This is a genomic window from Photorhabdus aegyptia (assembly GCF_000612035.1).
Lineage (GTDB): Bacteria > Pseudomonadota > Gammaproteobacteria > Enterobacterales > Enterobacteriaceae > Photorhabdus > Photorhabdus akhurstii.
Genome location: NZ_JFGV01000014.1, coordinates 76,193 through 90,188, shown reverse-complemented (window position 1 = coordinate 90,188; position 13,996 = coordinate 76,193). Strand labels below are relative to the sequence as shown.

At 44.0% G+C, this 13,996-nt stretch carries 19 protein-coding genes and 1 pseudogene; 14 read left to right on the top strand and 6 right to left on the bottom strand.

Going from position 1 to position 13,996, the window contains the following annotated elements; translation table 11 throughout:
- The 5 genes and pseudogenes from BA1DRAFT_RS06540 to BA1DRAFT_RS06520 all read right to left on the bottom strand — a co-directional run.
- Nucleotides 1–347 (bottom strand): annotated as a pseudogene (locus BA1DRAFT_RS06540) (hypothetical protein); the annotation flags it as partial.
- A 238-nt stretch (nucleotides 348–585) separates the two neighbouring features.
- Nucleotides 586–2,370: a DDE-type integrase/transposase/recombinase gene (locus BA1DRAFT_RS06535; RefSeq protein ID WP_036777235.1), complete on the bottom strand. Its 1,785-nt coding sequence runs from the start codon at nucleotides 2,368–2,370 to the stop codon at nucleotides 586–588.
- A gap of 53 nt (nucleotides 2,371–2,423) precedes the next feature.
- The gene (locus BA1DRAFT_RS06530; RefSeq protein ID WP_036777233.1) at nucleotides 2,424–3,380 is read right to left on the bottom strand and encodes a hypothetical protein; all 957 of its coding nucleotides are present in this window, start codon (nucleotides 3,378–3,380) and stop codon (nucleotides 2,424–2,426) included.
- 19 nt (nucleotides 3,381–3,399) lie between these two features.
- Nucleotides 3,400–3,708 (bottom strand): helix-turn-helix domain-containing protein, encoded by a 309-nt coding sequence (locus BA1DRAFT_RS06525; protein ID WP_036777231.1) that lies wholly within the window; start codon nucleotides 3,706–3,708, stop codon nucleotides 3,400–3,402.
- A 66-nt stretch (nucleotides 3,709–3,774) separates the two neighbouring features.
- Nucleotides 3,775–3,963, bottom strand: coding sequence for a DNA-binding protein (locus tag BA1DRAFT_RS06520; protein WP_036777229.1), 189 nt, complete (start codon nucleotides 3,961–3,963; stop codon nucleotides 3,775–3,777).
- Between the two features lie 90 nt (nucleotides 3,964–4,053).
- Here BA1DRAFT_RS06520 and BA1DRAFT_RS22545 point away from each other — a divergent pair, with 90 nt between their 5' ends.
- The 4 genes from BA1DRAFT_RS22545 to BA1DRAFT_RS06500 are packed head-to-tail and all read left to right on the top strand — an operon-like array spanning nucleotide 4,054 to nucleotide 5,778.
- Complete coding sequence (locus tag BA1DRAFT_RS22545; protein ID WP_082303644.1) at nucleotides 4,054–4,470, top strand: helix-turn-helix domain-containing protein; 417 nt, start codon at nucleotides 4,054–4,056, stop codon at nucleotides 4,468–4,470.
- Nucleotides 4,471–4,486: 16 nt separating this feature from the next.
- A complete protein-coding gene (locus tag BA1DRAFT_RS06510; RefSeq protein WP_036777227.1) occupies nucleotides 4,487–5,023 on the top strand; it encodes a hypothetical protein in 537 nt (178 codons plus the stop codon).
- A 39-nt stretch (nucleotides 5,024–5,062) separates the two neighbouring features.
- Complete coding sequence (locus BA1DRAFT_RS06505) at nucleotides 5,063–5,482, top strand: hypothetical protein (protein WP_036777252.1); 420 nt, start codon at nucleotides 5,063–5,065, stop codon at nucleotides 5,480–5,482.
- 17 nt (nucleotides 5,483–5,499) lie between these two features.
- Nucleotides 5,500–5,778: a hypothetical protein gene (locus BA1DRAFT_RS06500; protein ID WP_200868764.1), complete on the top strand. Its 279-nt coding sequence runs from the start codon at nucleotides 5,500–5,502 to the stop codon at nucleotides 5,776–5,778.
- A gap of 47 nt (nucleotides 5,779–5,825) precedes the next feature.
- Here the strand turns inward: BA1DRAFT_RS06500 and BA1DRAFT_RS06495 are convergent, their stop codons facing one another.
- The gene (locus tag BA1DRAFT_RS06495; RefSeq protein WP_036777226.1) at nucleotides 5,826–6,596 is read right to left on the bottom strand and encodes a DNA adenine methylase; all 771 of its coding nucleotides are present in this window, start codon (nucleotides 6,594–6,596) and stop codon (nucleotides 5,826–5,828) included.
- Between the two features lie 250 nt (nucleotides 6,597–6,846).
- Here BA1DRAFT_RS06495 and BA1DRAFT_RS06490 point away from each other — a divergent pair, with 250 nt between their 5' ends.
- From BA1DRAFT_RS06490 to BA1DRAFT_RS06445, 10 genes are read left to right on the top strand one after another with little or no spacing between them, the layout of a single operon-like run.
- Entirely contained in the window at nucleotides 6,847–7,197 is a 351-nt protein-coding gene (locus BA1DRAFT_RS06490) for a putative holin (protein WP_036777224.1), read from the top strand.
- Nucleotides 7,198–7,199: 2 nt separating this feature from the next.
- A complete protein-coding gene (locus BA1DRAFT_RS06485; protein ID WP_036777223.1) occupies nucleotides 7,200–7,817 on the top strand; it encodes a transglycosylase SLT domain-containing protein in 618 nt (205 codons plus the stop codon).
- On the top strand, nucleotides 7,807–8,430 hold the full coding sequence (locus BA1DRAFT_RS06480) for a hypothetical protein (protein ID WP_036777222.1): 624 nt from the start codon (nucleotides 7,807–7,809) through the stop codon (nucleotides 8,428–8,430). The genes BA1DRAFT_RS06485 and BA1DRAFT_RS06480 overlap by 11 nt, the downstream gene beginning before the upstream one ends.
- Nucleotides 8,427–8,759: a hypothetical protein gene (locus tag BA1DRAFT_RS06475; protein ID WP_011147627.1), complete on the top strand. Its 333-nt coding sequence runs from the start codon at nucleotides 8,427–8,429 to the stop codon at nucleotides 8,757–8,759. Before BA1DRAFT_RS06480 ends, BA1DRAFT_RS06475 begins: the two co-directional genes overlap by 4 nt.
- On the top strand, nucleotides 8,752–9,063 hold the full coding sequence (locus BA1DRAFT_RS06470) for a hypothetical protein (RefSeq protein WP_011147626.1): 312 nt from the start codon (nucleotides 8,752–8,754) through the stop codon (nucleotides 9,061–9,063). Before BA1DRAFT_RS06475 ends, BA1DRAFT_RS06470 begins: the two co-directional genes overlap by 8 nt.
- A complete protein-coding gene (locus BA1DRAFT_RS06465; protein WP_011147625.1) occupies nucleotides 9,063–9,608 on the top strand; it encodes a DUF3486 family protein in 546 nt (181 codons plus the stop codon). Before BA1DRAFT_RS06470 ends, BA1DRAFT_RS06465 begins: the two co-directional genes overlap by 1 nt.
- Nucleotides 9,605–11,128 (top strand): hypothetical protein, encoded by a 1,524-nt coding sequence (locus BA1DRAFT_RS06460; protein ID WP_011147624.1) that lies wholly within the window; start codon nucleotides 9,605–9,607, stop codon nucleotides 11,126–11,128. Before BA1DRAFT_RS06465 ends, BA1DRAFT_RS06460 begins: the two co-directional genes overlap by 4 nt.
- Nucleotides 11,128–12,621, top strand: a complete 1,494-nt coding sequence (locus tag BA1DRAFT_RS06455; RefSeq protein WP_036777219.1) for a DUF935 domain-containing protein — start codon at nucleotides 11,128–11,130, stop codon at nucleotides 12,619–12,621. Before BA1DRAFT_RS06460 ends, BA1DRAFT_RS06455 begins: the two co-directional genes overlap by 1 nt.
- A complete protein-coding gene (locus BA1DRAFT_RS06450) occupies nucleotides 12,602–13,432 on the top strand; it encodes a phage head morphogenesis protein (protein WP_036777218.1) in 831 nt (276 codons plus the stop codon). Before BA1DRAFT_RS06455 ends, BA1DRAFT_RS06450 begins: the two co-directional genes overlap by 20 nt.
- Entirely contained in the window at nucleotides 13,425–13,874 is a 450-nt protein-coding gene (locus BA1DRAFT_RS06445) for a phage virion morphogenesis protein (RefSeq protein ID WP_036777217.1), read from the top strand. Before BA1DRAFT_RS06450 ends, BA1DRAFT_RS06445 begins: the two co-directional genes overlap by 8 nt.
- Nucleotides 13,875–13,996: the final 122 nt, after the last annotated feature.

Below are 13,996 nucleotides of genomic sequence, written 5' to 3'. Positions count from 1 at the left end.
TCTTCAAATGGATCACGAAATAAACCAAAGTGCTTTTTCGTAGCTGGAAATAACACTTGTTTTTTTAGTAACATGATTTCCTCCTCAGAAATGAGGGTTGTATTTTTATTATCGGTATAGATATCTGATTGATTGGTTGTTTGTACCACCTCAAAACTTTTTGCGGTATCAATACCTCTTTTTGCCAAGAAATCAGTAATACGCTGACGAATTGCATCTGCGTTCTGTCGTGGCCATATATTGTGATTAACAATTTGAGCCAACGCCGCCGCTGAAATTCCTGCCGCACTTGCTGCTGCACTTTGCGTTAACTGATGTGCCTGTAACTGCTGTTTAAACACCAGCATAATAATCCCCCGTTAAGCGGCTATCTTTATTTCTGCATATGCCATTGATAATAAGAGATAGCAACATCACTCCCTGGAAAAATATCCTATATACTTCCTACGTTATAATGAGTTTCACGAAAACAAATTGGATCACTTTTATAAATAAACCTCAGTTGTATTTTGAATTGTCAATGAAAGTAGCGGATCATGAACTTTAATTGCCATTTTTCTTTTCCTTAATATACAGCATGAAAAACTAATTACCGTTAACAATATTACGTACAACAGTTGTTGATTGCCCCATGAATTCATCAACCAACTCATCAATTTGATCTGTTGGAACACCATTAGGAAAGCGTTTAACTATTTGCTGATAAAATTCACCACGCCATGTCTTACCATGTAATTGAAACCGTTCACGTAAAATTTTGACAACATCAACGGGGTTCATAAGCTGTTCAATTCGTGGACTATGTACCGTAGAGGCTTGTCCACGTTTTGGCATATACGTTGGTGCATCATTACGTTCAATATCCAAATATGGATCAAACCGACCATTGAGGGGAAGTGTTTTCAATTTACGTGCTATTTCAGTTTCAGCCGTGTTGTTTGTCCCCATGATTTTCTGTTCAACTTCGGCTAAATTACATTGTGCAATTGTTTGAGGAATGGCTTGGAATTCACTACCAATTACAGGTGCGCCGATGGCAAAGCCGTACTCATCTTTAGTGACTTCATTAACAAGATGGAAAGCCTCAAAGCCATCTTCACCAGTAATGACTACCTGTGCCTCTTCGTCACGCCACGGATTGCGGGTGATCATGATAGAATCACCAACACTCACGCTAGGAACAGTACTGACGTCATACTCACGTCCCCTGAAAGATACTCGCAAGGTTGCCTGTACTTTACGGCTTTCTGGGGTGCTAATTGCCAATTCACGACAAATGTTAATGGCAGGTGCTTTTACTAACTGTTCTGCTGTGATTTTTAGCCAGCAATCTGTACGGGTTTGTCCATGTCGGCTATGTATTGCACTGCGATTAAACTTCATACGCCATAGCCGTGCCAGGCGGTTAAGTTCATCAATATCATCAACCTGTCGAAAGCGTAAACCAGATTCGAAATTGCGTTCGATGATGTCACGTGCTTTTTCAACAGACCCCGTAGCACGGGCGTTACGGGCCTTGTGTTGTATCATTTGAATGCCTAGGGCCTTACACAAGTTACGTAGTGTAGGTGCTGTCAAAGCAGAACCGGGGTCAGTAAATAAAATTTGGGGTACACCGTGTAATACATCTGCGTCACCACGATCTTGCATTGCGTTAATCAACACAGAAGTAAAATTCTGACTGGTTTCACCGCCAAATAAGTATTCAACATATATCCAGCCACTTGTGTGATCTGTTAATTCAAACGACCAAACGCGATCATTAATGATACGAGCCAGATTTTTCGGCTTATTTTTATTAAATTCAGCCACAGGCATCATGCGTAATCCACTGTCAAACCCATTGTTTTTATTAGGGTTTTTTAGGTAATACAGTACACAAATTGAGGCGTCTAATTCCCAGACATGATTGGGATGCAGGCTAGCCAATTGTAGGCTGGGCGCAGGCACTTTCAACTGTTCAGGATGAAGTTTGTACTGGCGCAATGCACGACTAATCGCGTCAATGGATAACGGAGAAAATTCGCCCGTTTCGGTATCAATATGGCCTGCATTAATCAGGCCATTTGAACGCAGATCATTAACGGCCTGTTCGAGGCTATATAACCGTTTCCCTGTATTACGAGTGGCCTCCATCAATACCCCTGAGATCAAAGTTGCTTCTTCACGTGTCAGCGCGCTATTACCTGCATCAGAACGTTTCTTGCGTGGCTTTTTGCCAGAAACTTCACCAAGTTTTTTAATCAATGTTGAACGTGACATACACAGCTCTTCACAAGCCGCCCGATATATTGCTTCTTTACTGCCATGTCCGGCTTTATGTGCTGCCTGTGCAATAGAAACTAATCGTTCGGTCATTGTGGTATTCATGTTATTGCCCTTATTTCTTCAGTTTCTTTTCAAGCATTTTTTTCAATTCAGATTTATTCATGTGCCTCTTCCTTATCCATCCATTCTGGTCGTTCGAATCTTTCCTCTTCTGCTTCCGCACCTTCTTTAGCCCAATCAGGAACAATGCTGTGTTCTCTGTACTCAGGCAGATTAAAGTGATTACGTAGGTTACGAATTTTGACTTCAAGGTCGTCGAGGACGCCTGCCATAAACCCAACATGACTAATATCGGTGCGTGTGGTATGGTCATTAAGCGTTTCAAATCCATTGAAAAGATTGGTGATAGCGGCATCAATAGCAAAAGACAATGAATTAACCTCTTGTGTCAAAGCTGCACCTTCTTCTTCAGGTTTTTCATGATTGATTCGGCGCTGAAGTTTGTGCTGGATTTCAGATTTCTCCTCAATCAAACTACTAACAAGTTCCTTTTTTTCCTGTACCGTCTGGCGTGAAATATCCAGATCAGCGCGTGTATCACGCAGGGCCTTACGCAGTTCGCGGACAGACATGCGATCAATATCATCTAATGTCAGACCAGCTACAGTGCCACCTTCAGCCAATTCAGACAGTTCATCATCGTCTTCAAGCATCAATTCATACAGTTTGGAACGTCCCAAAAGCGAAAACGTTTTCGCTTTTGTTTCTAATCCAGGTGAAAGAAATTTGAGTGCAGCTTGTGCCATTTTTTGGGCAATACGGGGTTCCAGACCGAGTTGATCCTTAACGATGTTAACAAACTCGCCATGAGGTTCATTCTCTTTAAGAATAATGAGACGCTTCCCAGCTTCTAACATCGCTTCAGCACTTTGAGCCATGTAGAAACGGGTTTCATGGACGATGCGATCACGTTCATACGGCAAACCATCACCAAACTGTTCCATGATTTGCAGACGGTGTGTTGTCATAGCGTTGAGATTGACCTGTAGATCGTCAGCAAGTTGAACATCTTCGGCCAGTTTTACTGATGTTGTATTTTTTGAGCGTGCCATTGTGTAAATCCCTTGTGAATTAATTTCTGCTACCAGCTAGAACGCGCTGATTCATTTCTGTAATTCTGGCCTGTGTGTTAGCCATTTCATTAGAGAACGATTGTGCTATTTGCAGTAATTGCATACCGGGTGCATATCTGCCGCTACCCAGTTTTTGCGCCAACCCTTCTTCTATTAATGTATTTAGTGCACGATTAATATTTGCCGGAGATTCCCCCAGTAATTCCGCTAATTCACCATTACTCAGCCCAGACAAGGAATGACCACGTAGAGCCTTAAGAACCCGTAATATGCGCGTACCAGAACTGGAAACGTTAATTTTGCGCATGTCACACTCTCCCTTTTCAATATGTGATAATCTGTTACATAAAGTGATAAAATAGTTAGGCTAAATTTAAATGCCTAAACTTGGCGTTTTCAGACCTAGCTTTACAGCTATTTCATGGGCCTTTCCGTAATTAGCTTTGGATTGTCCATTAAGAACTCGGTATACAGCTTCACGGGAATACCCGTTCTCCTGTGCCCATTGGGTAATAGTGATGCCGTGTTGATGAAAACGGCTTTTAATTTTCTCGGGTGTCATGCTATGGCCTCCGGTAATGCAATGATGTTTGTACAATACATGACATTATTGTCCCATTAATGGGACTTGTAAAGGGTTTTGGTGACAAAAATGTCTCTTGGTGAGAGATTAAAAAAAGAGCGTGAGCGATTGGGGTTTAGTCAGTCTGATTTCGCGGAGATGGTTGGCGCATCAAGAAAATCACAGATAAGGTGGGAAAAAGACGAATCTGCACCAGGGGCTGATGCTATAAGCCTTTGGGCAAAAGCGGGTCTTGATGTGTTGTACCTAATAACAGGGCAGGTTCAACAGTCAGCCTCTACCGCTTACAAAAACAGTGAGATAGATACAGAATTACTGGGAAAAATTGTTCATAAACTAGATTCGATGGCACAACAGGCTAATCGCCGCTGGACGCCCGATGAACTCGTCCTACAATCATCAAAAATATATAACTTTTTAATTAAAGAGTCGGTTGTCGATGACAGTAGAATTGACAGAGTATTAAAACTGGTTGTTAATCATTAAAAAATAAAGGATTTGCATGGACAGAAGAGATGAAGAATTACAAACATTAGCAGGACAAGTTTTTGATAGCCTTAAACAACTTCCCCAAGATGGGCAGGAAAGACAAATAACCATCAGCGTTGGTGGCAATAATCATGGTTCTATTCATGTAGGTTCAGTCGTAAATATTAACCCCATGCCATCTCGCCCGCGTGAGCTTCATGAAAGGGATAGTCGGGAATTACTTGCTATAAAACGAGAATTACTTATAGAAAATAAAGATGCTAAATGGCGTTATTACATCAATACACCTTGCCTGCTATTACTTAGCCTCGTGCTTATAGCATTCACGTTTGCCCTATGGAACGCTTATATGATATTTTTCGGTGAAGGATTTACTAATGTATTGGTACTTAATGATAAAACATTGATAATCTTTATTTCTTGGGTCGGGCTGGTAATACTTTGTGGAAAAAAAATGGACAAGCACAGGAAGATAGAAAATAGGATAATATATGAAAATCAGAATGTTCTTGATACCATAGATGTAATCTTACGACGTAGAAATTCTTAAAAATATAGTTATTTTCTATTTCATATAAGGGTATGAGTTGTGCGTAGCTTATTAATTCCCACAATATTTCTTTTGGTGGGGTGTGGTGATGAGACAGAAAATAGCGTTCAGATTGAGTCTGAAAAAGCTCCAGTTCCCGTGTTCTCGATAGCAACAGATGATCCCGCTATCAATCAATTATTACCAACTATTAGGAAAATGTGCCCAGGATTGGATAAATATGCTGATCAATTTACTGACATCACAGTTTATGAAAACAGTTATCCTTCACGCACAACCATCAAATTTCATATTGATGAAAATGCCAAACTTCCCAATGATTATATGGCTAATGGAAATAATTGTTTTCTTGATATAGAGGATAACGAAACAGTTTTATCTATATCTAAATCAGCTTGCCAATCTGTTTGTTTAGATCAACAGAATGTACCTGGTGGAACATTGAAATTGAAACTTTAGAAACACATAGGATATTTATGTCTACTACAAACATAGAAAAGTTTAATGAAATTGTAGGTATTATATTTGGGAAACTATATGAGTCATTTCCTTTAAAGATAGATCTTTTATCTATAGAGATAATCGGTGAACCCCTTCAATATTCTGATGGAACATATTCTGACGAACTTTGTACTACAGTAGAAGATCATAGATTTTTTCTAGATACAGTGGATTGGCTCATGACAAATGGTTACTTGGCAGGGACTATGAGCTCAGCAGGTTGTCATAGAGCCGTATTTATTGGCTTAGGTTAAAGGTAAAAAATGGCAAAGCAAATATATTGCCTTGCCATTCTCGGTTATTAGAAATTACAAATAATCAGTTCTTTACTCTGTTTAGCTTTCCCCGTGACTTTCAAGTTGTAACCGATATTGACTACTTGCATTTTTAATCCTCTGAATGCCTTACGCATTTCTGGAATATCGTTCACCGAAATTACCATTTCCCCTCGGATGGTATGTGCTAGTTCTGCTAATAGATCATAGTTCTCAAGTCCGAAATCTATGCCATATCCTTCGGTACCCCAATACGGCGGATCACAGTAAAACAGCGTATGTGGCCTGTCGTACCGTTGGACGCATTGTGCCCAATTCATATTTTCAATGATCGTTCTTGCTAGTCGTAGGTGAGCCATTGATAGCTCTTCTTCTATTCTGAGTAAATTAAATCGCGGTGGGCTGGTGGTGGAAGTACCGAAAGTATGTTCAGCAACCTTACCGCTAAACGCCTGCTTTTGGAGATAGTAGAAACGTGCTGCTCTCTGAATATCGGTTAGCGTTTCTTCGGGGGTAATCTGCAACCATTTATAAATTTGACGACTGACCAATGCCCATTTAAATTGCCGGACAAACTCTTCCAAGTGATGTTTTATTACGCGATAAAGATTCACCAACTCACCATTAAGATCATTAATCACTTCACATTTGCTCGGTACTTTTAGGAAATACAGCGCGGCAGCACCACAGAACGGTTCGACATAACAGGTATGCTCAGGAAATAACGGTAAAATATGTTTTGCTAATCGGCGTTTACCACCAATCCACGGAACGATAGGTAAAGATTGTTCTTTCATTATCCGTAAGCCTTTTCCATTAGCTGAAAATGAGTTAGGCTTTCCCGGTCATCAATAATCAATAGCGGAAAGAGCCTCGGTTGACTCACAGTACATACCTGTGAGTTGATAGCCTACCCAGTATTCGAGTGTTAGGCAGGTCGCTCTTATCCTGTCTTTTACTTTTCTGATGCGCTCTTAACGCCCTTTAAAATCCTTTTCCCGATAAATTGGCAAAACTGTTTCCATCAACGACTACGGAGGCAGTTCAGTGGAAACTTTCAAATCGTTTGTATCACTTATCAAAAAATTACGCCTCGGTGGCTGGTTGTTAACAGCTGTTCTATTGCTGATCACTATCGGTTTAGTTTCCCCTCAGCAAGTCCCTGTTGTGATCTACAAATTGTCGCTTATTGCTTTGGCTGTTGTCTTGGGGTACTGGCTTGACCGCAGTTTATTCCCGAAAGCAAGGCCCGGTCAGTATCTGAAATATGATGAAGTACTCATGAAAAAAGGAAAATATCCCGTTCAGACTGGCTACCATATGGTGTTTGCAGCCGTTCTGATACGCCGTGCACTGATTGTTGCCGCCACCTGTCTGAGCGTAGCTACAGGGTTGTGATTATGAATTGGCGGCAGATTATCGGAATTGTTCTGTTGTGGTGTAGCGGTATGATCAGCCCAGCATTGGCTGACGAACTGCCACACCGTTCGCGGCAATACCGCAATGACTTAATACGTGCTTCTCGTGTGATCTGGGGATTGAATGCGCCTGTAGCTGATTTTGCCGCTCAGTTGCATCAGGAGAGTGACTGGAAATCACGAGCTATTTCTCCTGTTGGTGCTCAGGGTATGGCCCAGTTTATGCCCGCAACAGCGGATTGGATTAGTCAACGCATTCCTGAATTATCCAATAAAGATCCCTTCAACCCAGTCTGGTCTATACGGGCAATGGTTCACTATGACTATTGGCTATGGCAACGCATTAAAGCTGCCGATAAGTGCCAAAGAATGGCGATGGCGCTGTCTTCCTATAATGGGGGCTTAGGCTGGTTACTACGGGATAAGAAGAAAACCGAGGCAGTTGGTCTCAATCCGTGGGTCTGGTTCGGTCATGTTGAATCTCAGAATGCTGGGCGTAGAGCGTCAGCATGGAAAGAAAATCGACATTATTCCAAACGCATATTACTGGAACTCGCGCCCCGTTATTTGGCTTGGGGAGGTACCAGCTGTGCCAATTAAATTATGGGCTAAACCTGTTGTATTGATTTTGTTGCTAATTGGTATGTTCGCTTTGGCTCACTGGAGAGGCCATACCATAGGCTTTCAGAAAGCAACGGAGACAGGAAACACTGCATTAGCACAGCAGAAAGCCAAATTTCTTCAGCTGGAAAAGCAACGGACAGAGCGGGAACTGTCAGCACTCAATGCCTTGCAGCAACGTTACCAAATGCAGGTCAACTCAGCGCATCAGGCAGAAGCCAATTATCTCAACGATATTGAACAACTCCGCACTCAGAACCAACAACTGAAGAGGAAAATTGACCATGTTACCCAGAGTTGGATGGATGAAAAACAACAGTTTCATCCTGTTAATTGTGTGTTTACTCGTGGCTTCATGCAGCAATACAACGCCGCCCTCGGCCTGTCCAGTGAACAAACTCGCTCTGCCTCCGTTACCTCCGGCGCTGATGAAGCGTCCCGTGGAAATGAAAGCTCTGATGCCCAACTACGGCCATCCGGTATCACACAACGAGATATCCTTGCCAATATCATCGATAACGGAGAACAGTGTCTTGCATTGAAAGCGCAGGTCAATGGCCTGCTGGATTACATCGAAGGATTACAACAATGACACTACAGATTGAATTTTGGGCTGCCGTAGGTTTTCTGCTCTCTTTCCTTGGTTTCGTTTTTGGTATCGCAAAGTGGTTATTCAGCAAAGCCGAAGAGCGACAGGAGGAAAGACACGCCTCGTTAGAGCAAGCGCTTAAAAATTCCGTAGACAATTGGTCTCAGCTCGAACGTGAGTTTATGCAGTTTAAGGCTGACTTGCCGCTGAATTACGTGCGCCGTGAAGATTATATTCGTGGTCAAACAGTAATTGAAGCCAAGCTGGATGCGCTTTACAGCAAATTAGAGATGGTGCAGCAGCACCGAATTGCCGGAGGTAAAAATGATTGATGTTGCTCGTGTTCGTCGTGAATCATTGCGCTGGAGTCTGTTGGTCGCACTGAATAAAACCCGCCCATATACCGCCAGTGAAACTTTGTTATTGGATATATCTCGCGCGATTTATCCTGACGTCACTGCATTGGAATTACGGAAGGAATTGGATTATCTGGCAGACCGTAAATTAATTGACCTCAATAAACAGCCATCGGGTAGTTGGTTTGCTGACTTAACTCGTATTGGTGTTGATGTTGTTGAATATACGGTCGAATGCAGCCTTGGTATTGCTCGTCCTGAAAAGTACTGGAGTGAATAATGGCGCGTCGAAGCACTATTGATAAACTCCCTGAAGACGTTCGGCGTTGGTTGGAACGGGCTTTGACTGAATCAGGATTTAGTGGATACCAGGAACTCGAAACCTTGCTGCGTGATCAAGGTTATGTAATCAGTAAGTCTGCTATTCACCGTTATGGACAAAAAATAGAAAAGCGATACGGTGCAATACGGGCAGCAACAGAAGCAGCTCGGATGCTCACAGAAGGTGCCGTGGATGATCAAGATGCACGTTCTGAGGCTGTGATTGCTTTAATTCAGACTGAACTTTTTGAAAGTATTATTCAACTTCAGGAAGCTGAAAACGGAGAGATTGCGCCAAAAGAGCGCGTCACACTGCTTTCAACGGTGGCAAAAAACGTAGCTACACTTTCTCGTGCTAGCGTGAATCTGAAAAAATTCCAATCTGAAGTCCGGGCACGAACTGAAGCTGCTGCAAGTAATGCAGAGAAAATTGCACGCAAAGGTGGATTATCTGCCGAAGCAGTTGCTGCATTACGTCGGGAAATATTGGGAATTGCGACATGAGTCAGCTTGCACCTGTTCTACCAGATACTTCCTCAATAGCAGCACCTGTCGTCTTATTGCCATACCAGCAACGGTGGGTGGCCGACTCGTCTTCTTTTAAAGTCAATGAGAAGAGTCGTCGAACGGGAATTACTTGGGCTGAAGCGTCAGATAATGTACTCATCGCCGCATCTTCTGCCGCTGCGGGTGGCATGAATGTGTATTACATCGCCTATAACCAAGATATGACCATTGAATATATTCAAGCCTGTGCAATGTGGGCTCGTGCTTTCAACTATGCAGCCAGTGAAATTGAAGAAGGGTTCTGGGAAGAAGACGAAGATGATAAGCACATCAAAACTTTCACTATCAAATTTCCAGATTCTGGATTCCGTGTAGTGGCGCTTTCTAGCCGTCCGTCTAACTTGCGTGGCCGTCAGGGGATCATTGTCATTGATGAAGCTGCTTTCCACGAACAGCTCGATGAATTACTGAAAGCGGCGCTAGCCATGCTTATCTGGGGCGGTAAAGTGCGAGTGATCTCCACCCATAACGGGGATAGCAACTTGTTTAATGAGTTGCTGAACGATATCCGGGCAGGACGCAGGGACGGCGTTATCCACCGTATTACCTTTAAGGAAGCTGTGGCTGAAGGACTATTTCACCGTGTCTGCTTACGTACCGGACGTGAATGGTCACAAGAGGTTGAACAACAGTGGATGATGTCGGTGTACAAGTTCTACGGAGCTGGAGCATCAGAAGAATTGGACTGTATTCCTGCTAATGGTGGTGGAGCATGGTTGTCCCGCGCTCTGATTGAATCTCGGATGTCTCCCGATACGCCACTGCTGCGACTGACTTGCCCGAAAGGATATGAGCTTAAATCCGATGAAATACGCCGCACAGATACCGAAGAGTGGCTAAAAGCCAATCTGAAACCGTTGTTAGATGCATTGCCTTCTGATGCTCGTTCGTTTCTGGGACGCGATTTTGGCCGCAGTGGTGATTTGTCCGTGGATTATCCATTGCTGCAACAAAAAAATCTGGTACGCAGAGTGCCGTTTGTGCTGGAGCTGCGCAACGTGCCATTTAAACAACAGGAGCAAATCACTTGGTATCTAATGGATGGACTTCCTAATCTGCTGGGTGCAGCCTTTGATGCCCGTGGTAACGGTGCTTATCTGGCCGAATATGCCGTGCAAAAATATGGCGTCAGCCGTGTGCAGCAAGTCATGCTCACCGAAGGTTGGTACCGTGACAATATGCCCCCGGTGAAGGCTGCGCTGGAAGACGGCAATCTGGAGGCTCTACCAAAGGATGAAGACACTTTGGATGACCTGAGAGCAGTACAGGTCATTAACGGTGTTCCCCGTGTACCTGATCAGCGCTCAAAAGCAAAAGCGGACGGCGGCAAGCGCCACGGTGATGCAGCGATAGCCCTTGCCCTAGCGTACTTCGCCAGCCGTGAAATTAACAAAGGTCCGGTGAAGGCAAATTCCCGCCGACGCCGTCAGTCTGCACGTATGCTGGAGGGATACTAATGGCTCGTGGTATCTGGGTTTCACCAACAGAATTTATTAACTTTTCCGAATCAAAGCAGTCATTCACTGAACAAATTGCATCGCGTAGCCGTTCCATTGACTTCTACAGTCTGGGCACATATCTACCTAACCCTGATACTATTCTCAAAGCCCAAGGGCGGGATATTCGTGTCTATCGTGAATTACGTACTGATCCTTTAGTTGGTGGATGTATTCGCCGCCGCAAGGCCGGAGTGAAAGCACTGGAGCGTGGTGTAGAACGTAGTAATGCCCCTGTGCGAGTCTTTAACTTTATCCGTGACATGCTCGCGGACTTGGATATGTCACGTATCATTGGCGAAATGCATGACGCTGTTCTATACGGCTATCAGCCTTGTGAATTGATGTGGAACCAGAATCAATCATGGTCAGTGACGGATATTGTTAGCAAACCGCCTGACTGGTTCCACTATGACCGTGATAACCAACTGCGTTTTCGTGCCCGTGATGCAGGCGTTGAAGGAGAACGGGTTCCTCTTTATAAATTTGTAACACCACGTCAAGATGCTACTTATGACAACCCTTATGGATTTCCAGATTTATCCATGTGCTTCTGGCCCGTCACCTTTAAGAAAGGCGGCATGAAGTTTTGGGTGCGCTTTGCTGAGAAGTATGGTTCACCGTGGGTGATTGGAAAGCATCCACGAGGTACGCCACAAAGTGAAATTGATCTGTTATTGGATTCGATGGAAGCGATGATTGATGATGCAGTCGCCGCCATTCCTGATGATTCCTCCGTTGAGATTAAAGAGGCAGCAGGTAAATCAGACAGCAGTGATATTTACCAGAACTTAATTACCGTTGCTCGCAGTGAGATCTCTATTGCGTTATTGGGACAAAACCAAACAACCGAAGCAAACAGCAATAAAGCCTCTGCACAAGCGGGATTGGAGGTAACGGATGATATTCGTGATGCTGATGCTGACGTTATCACCAGTGCCATCAATCAGGCTATACGCTGGGTTGTAGAACTGAATTTCGGTAACGTTGAATGTCCAGTCTATCGTCTTTGGGAACAGCAATCGGTAGATGAAACACAGGCTAATCGTGATGTTAAGTTGAGTCAGGCTGGTGTCAGATTTACTCCGCAATACTGGAAACGCGAATATCAATTGCAGGATGGGGATATTGATGAAACAACCTTGTCAACCACGCCTATTCCATCACTCCCACCGGCGTTCTCTGAAGCTGTTCACGCAGATTTAGCAGCACAAGACACCTTAGATGAAGCACTGGATATTTTGATGAATGAAGGATCATTGAATGAATCATTGGAATCTCTGCTGCTTCCTTTGTTCCATCGTATTCAAAACGGTGTTAATCCCAGCGATCTTATAGGAGAGTTAGCTGAGCTTTATCCACAAATGGACGCAGATGGTTTGCAAGAGCGGCTAGCACGGGTTTTGTTTGTGTCTAACATCTGGGGGCGCTTGCATGAGTATAACCACGCCTGAACTGGCGTATTGCATGACATTACCTCCCAAACGAGCCATTGGTTATCTGCAATCTAAGGGCTACAAGATAACGTGGGATTGGGAAGAACTTTGGCAAGAGACTCATGCCCGTGCATTCACGGTGGCGAAAGTCACGCGTCTGGATATTCTGGAAGATATTCGCCAGGCGCTACAACAGGCACTAGATGAAGGCAAAACTGATCGTTGGTTTCGTCAGGAACTGGAGCCAACATTAAAACGTAAGGGGTGGTGGGGAACGAAAGAAACCGATGACCCCGTTACAGGGGAACGTGTCACTGTTCAGCAAGGTAGCCCGTGGCGCCTTGAGACTATCTTTCGTACCAACATGTCGGTGCTGTACAGTGCAGGCCGTTGGGCCGAACAAATGGAAAATATTGATGACCGACCGTACTGGATGTATACAGGGATCAACGATAACCATACACGCAAGAGCCATCTCGCATTGCATGGTTTGGTATTTCGCTCTGACGACCCATTTTGGCAAGCCTTCTACCCTCCTAATGGTTGGCGTTGCCGTTGCAGTGTGATTGCCCTCAGTCATGATGATGTTCGTGCCAGAGGGATAAAAGTTATGCATTCAGGTAAAGCAATGGGCTGGGAGTTGAAATTGGTTTCACAAAAAACAGGTGAGATGCAGCCCGTTGTTACATTCAACACCGGCATAACAAAAGTGGCGACTGATGTAGGTTGGTCATATTCGCCGGGGGCAGCATATCGTCCCGATTTGGCCAGATATCAGGGGGAGCTATCTGGACTGGCCCGCCGCGAACTGAGAGGACAGAATGAGTAATATCACTATCACCATTAATGATGGAGACCTAAGACGTGGACTGCGGGCATTAGAATTGGCTACTAATGATCTGACACTTGCCATGCGTAAAATTGCTGGAACATTGTCAGCAGAAACCGCTTTTAACTTTGAAGCCGAAGGACGCCCGGCATGGATACCCTCAGTGGCGGCAAAAGAACGTGGTGGTCAGACACTGCAAAAAACTGCTCGTTTGATGCGTTCAGTCAGTACCCGATATGATGCTCACACGGCAATTGTCGGTACAAACTTAGTCTACGGGCGTATTCATCAATTGGGAGGTAAAGCTGGCCGCGATCAATCTGTATTGTTACCAGCCCGGCCTTATCTGCCCGTAACAGAACAAGGCGAATTATCACCAGAAGCAGAAAGAGCTGTATTAAGTACCATTCAGCGACATCTTGAATCAGCGGCACACCGTTAAACGTTGCCTCACTATGCGGGTGATTTATCATTGTCATCCACAAAAAACTTTATAAAGCGTTTACAGACTCAAATTTTCGGTATCTAATTGCATACAGTTCTCCACTTTTTTATTTCCTTCCG

Coding starts and splice junctions, on each gene's coding strand:
- BA1DRAFT_RS06535 (WP_036777235.1), bottom strand. CDS start 2,370: ATGAATACCACAATGACCGAACGATTAGTTTCTATTGCACAGGCAGCA.
- BA1DRAFT_RS06530 (WP_036777233.1), bottom strand. CDS start 3,380: ATGGCACGCTCAAAAAATACAACATCAGTAAAACTGGCCGAAGATGTT.
- BA1DRAFT_RS06525 (WP_036777231.1), bottom strand. CDS start 3,708: ATGCGCAAAATTAACGTTTCCAGTTCTGGTACGCGCATATTACGGGTT.
- BA1DRAFT_RS06520 (WP_036777229.1), bottom strand. CDS start 3,963: ATGACACCCGAGAAAATTAAAAGCCGTTTTCATCAACACGGCATCACT.
- BA1DRAFT_RS22545 (WP_082303644.1), top strand. CDS start 4,054: ATGTCTCTTGGTGAGAGATTAAAAAAAGAGCGTGAGCGATTGGGGTTT.
- BA1DRAFT_RS06510 (WP_036777227.1), top strand. CDS start 4,487: ATGGACAGAAGAGATGAAGAATTACAAACATTAGCAGGACAAGTTTTT.
- BA1DRAFT_RS06500 (WP_200868764.1), top strand. CDS start 5,500: ATGTCTACTACAAACATAGAAAAGTTTAATGAAATTGTAGGTATTATA.
- BA1DRAFT_RS06495 (WP_036777226.1), bottom strand. CDS start 6,596: ATGAAAGAACAATCTTTACCTATCGTTCCGTGGATTGGTGGTAAACGC.
- BA1DRAFT_RS06485 (WP_036777223.1), top strand. CDS start 7,200: ATGAATTGGCGGCAGATTATCGGAATTGTTCTGTTGTGGTGTAGCGGT.
- BA1DRAFT_RS06475 (WP_011147627.1), top strand. CDS start 8,427: ATGACACTACAGATTGAATTTTGGGCTGCCGTAGGTTTTCTGCTCTCT.
- BA1DRAFT_RS06470 (WP_011147626.1), top strand. CDS start 8,752: ATGATTGATGTTGCTCGTGTTCGTCGTGAATCATTGCGCTGGAGTCTG.
- BA1DRAFT_RS06465 (WP_011147625.1), top strand. CDS start 9,063: ATGGCGCGTCGAAGCACTATTGATAAACTCCCTGAAGACGTTCGGCGT.
- BA1DRAFT_RS06460 (WP_011147624.1), top strand. CDS start 9,605: ATGAGTCAGCTTGCACCTGTTCTACCAGATACTTCCTCAATAGCAGCA.
- BA1DRAFT_RS06455 (WP_036777219.1), top strand. CDS start 11,128: ATGGCTCGTGGTATCTGGGTTTCACCAACAGAATTTATTAACTTTTCC.
- BA1DRAFT_RS06450 (WP_036777218.1), top strand. CDS start 12,602: ATGAGTATAACCACGCCTGAACTGGCGTATTGCATGACATTACCTCCC.
- BA1DRAFT_RS06445 (WP_036777217.1), top strand. CDS start 13,425: ATGAGTAATATCACTATCACCATTAATGATGGAGACCTAAGACGTGGA.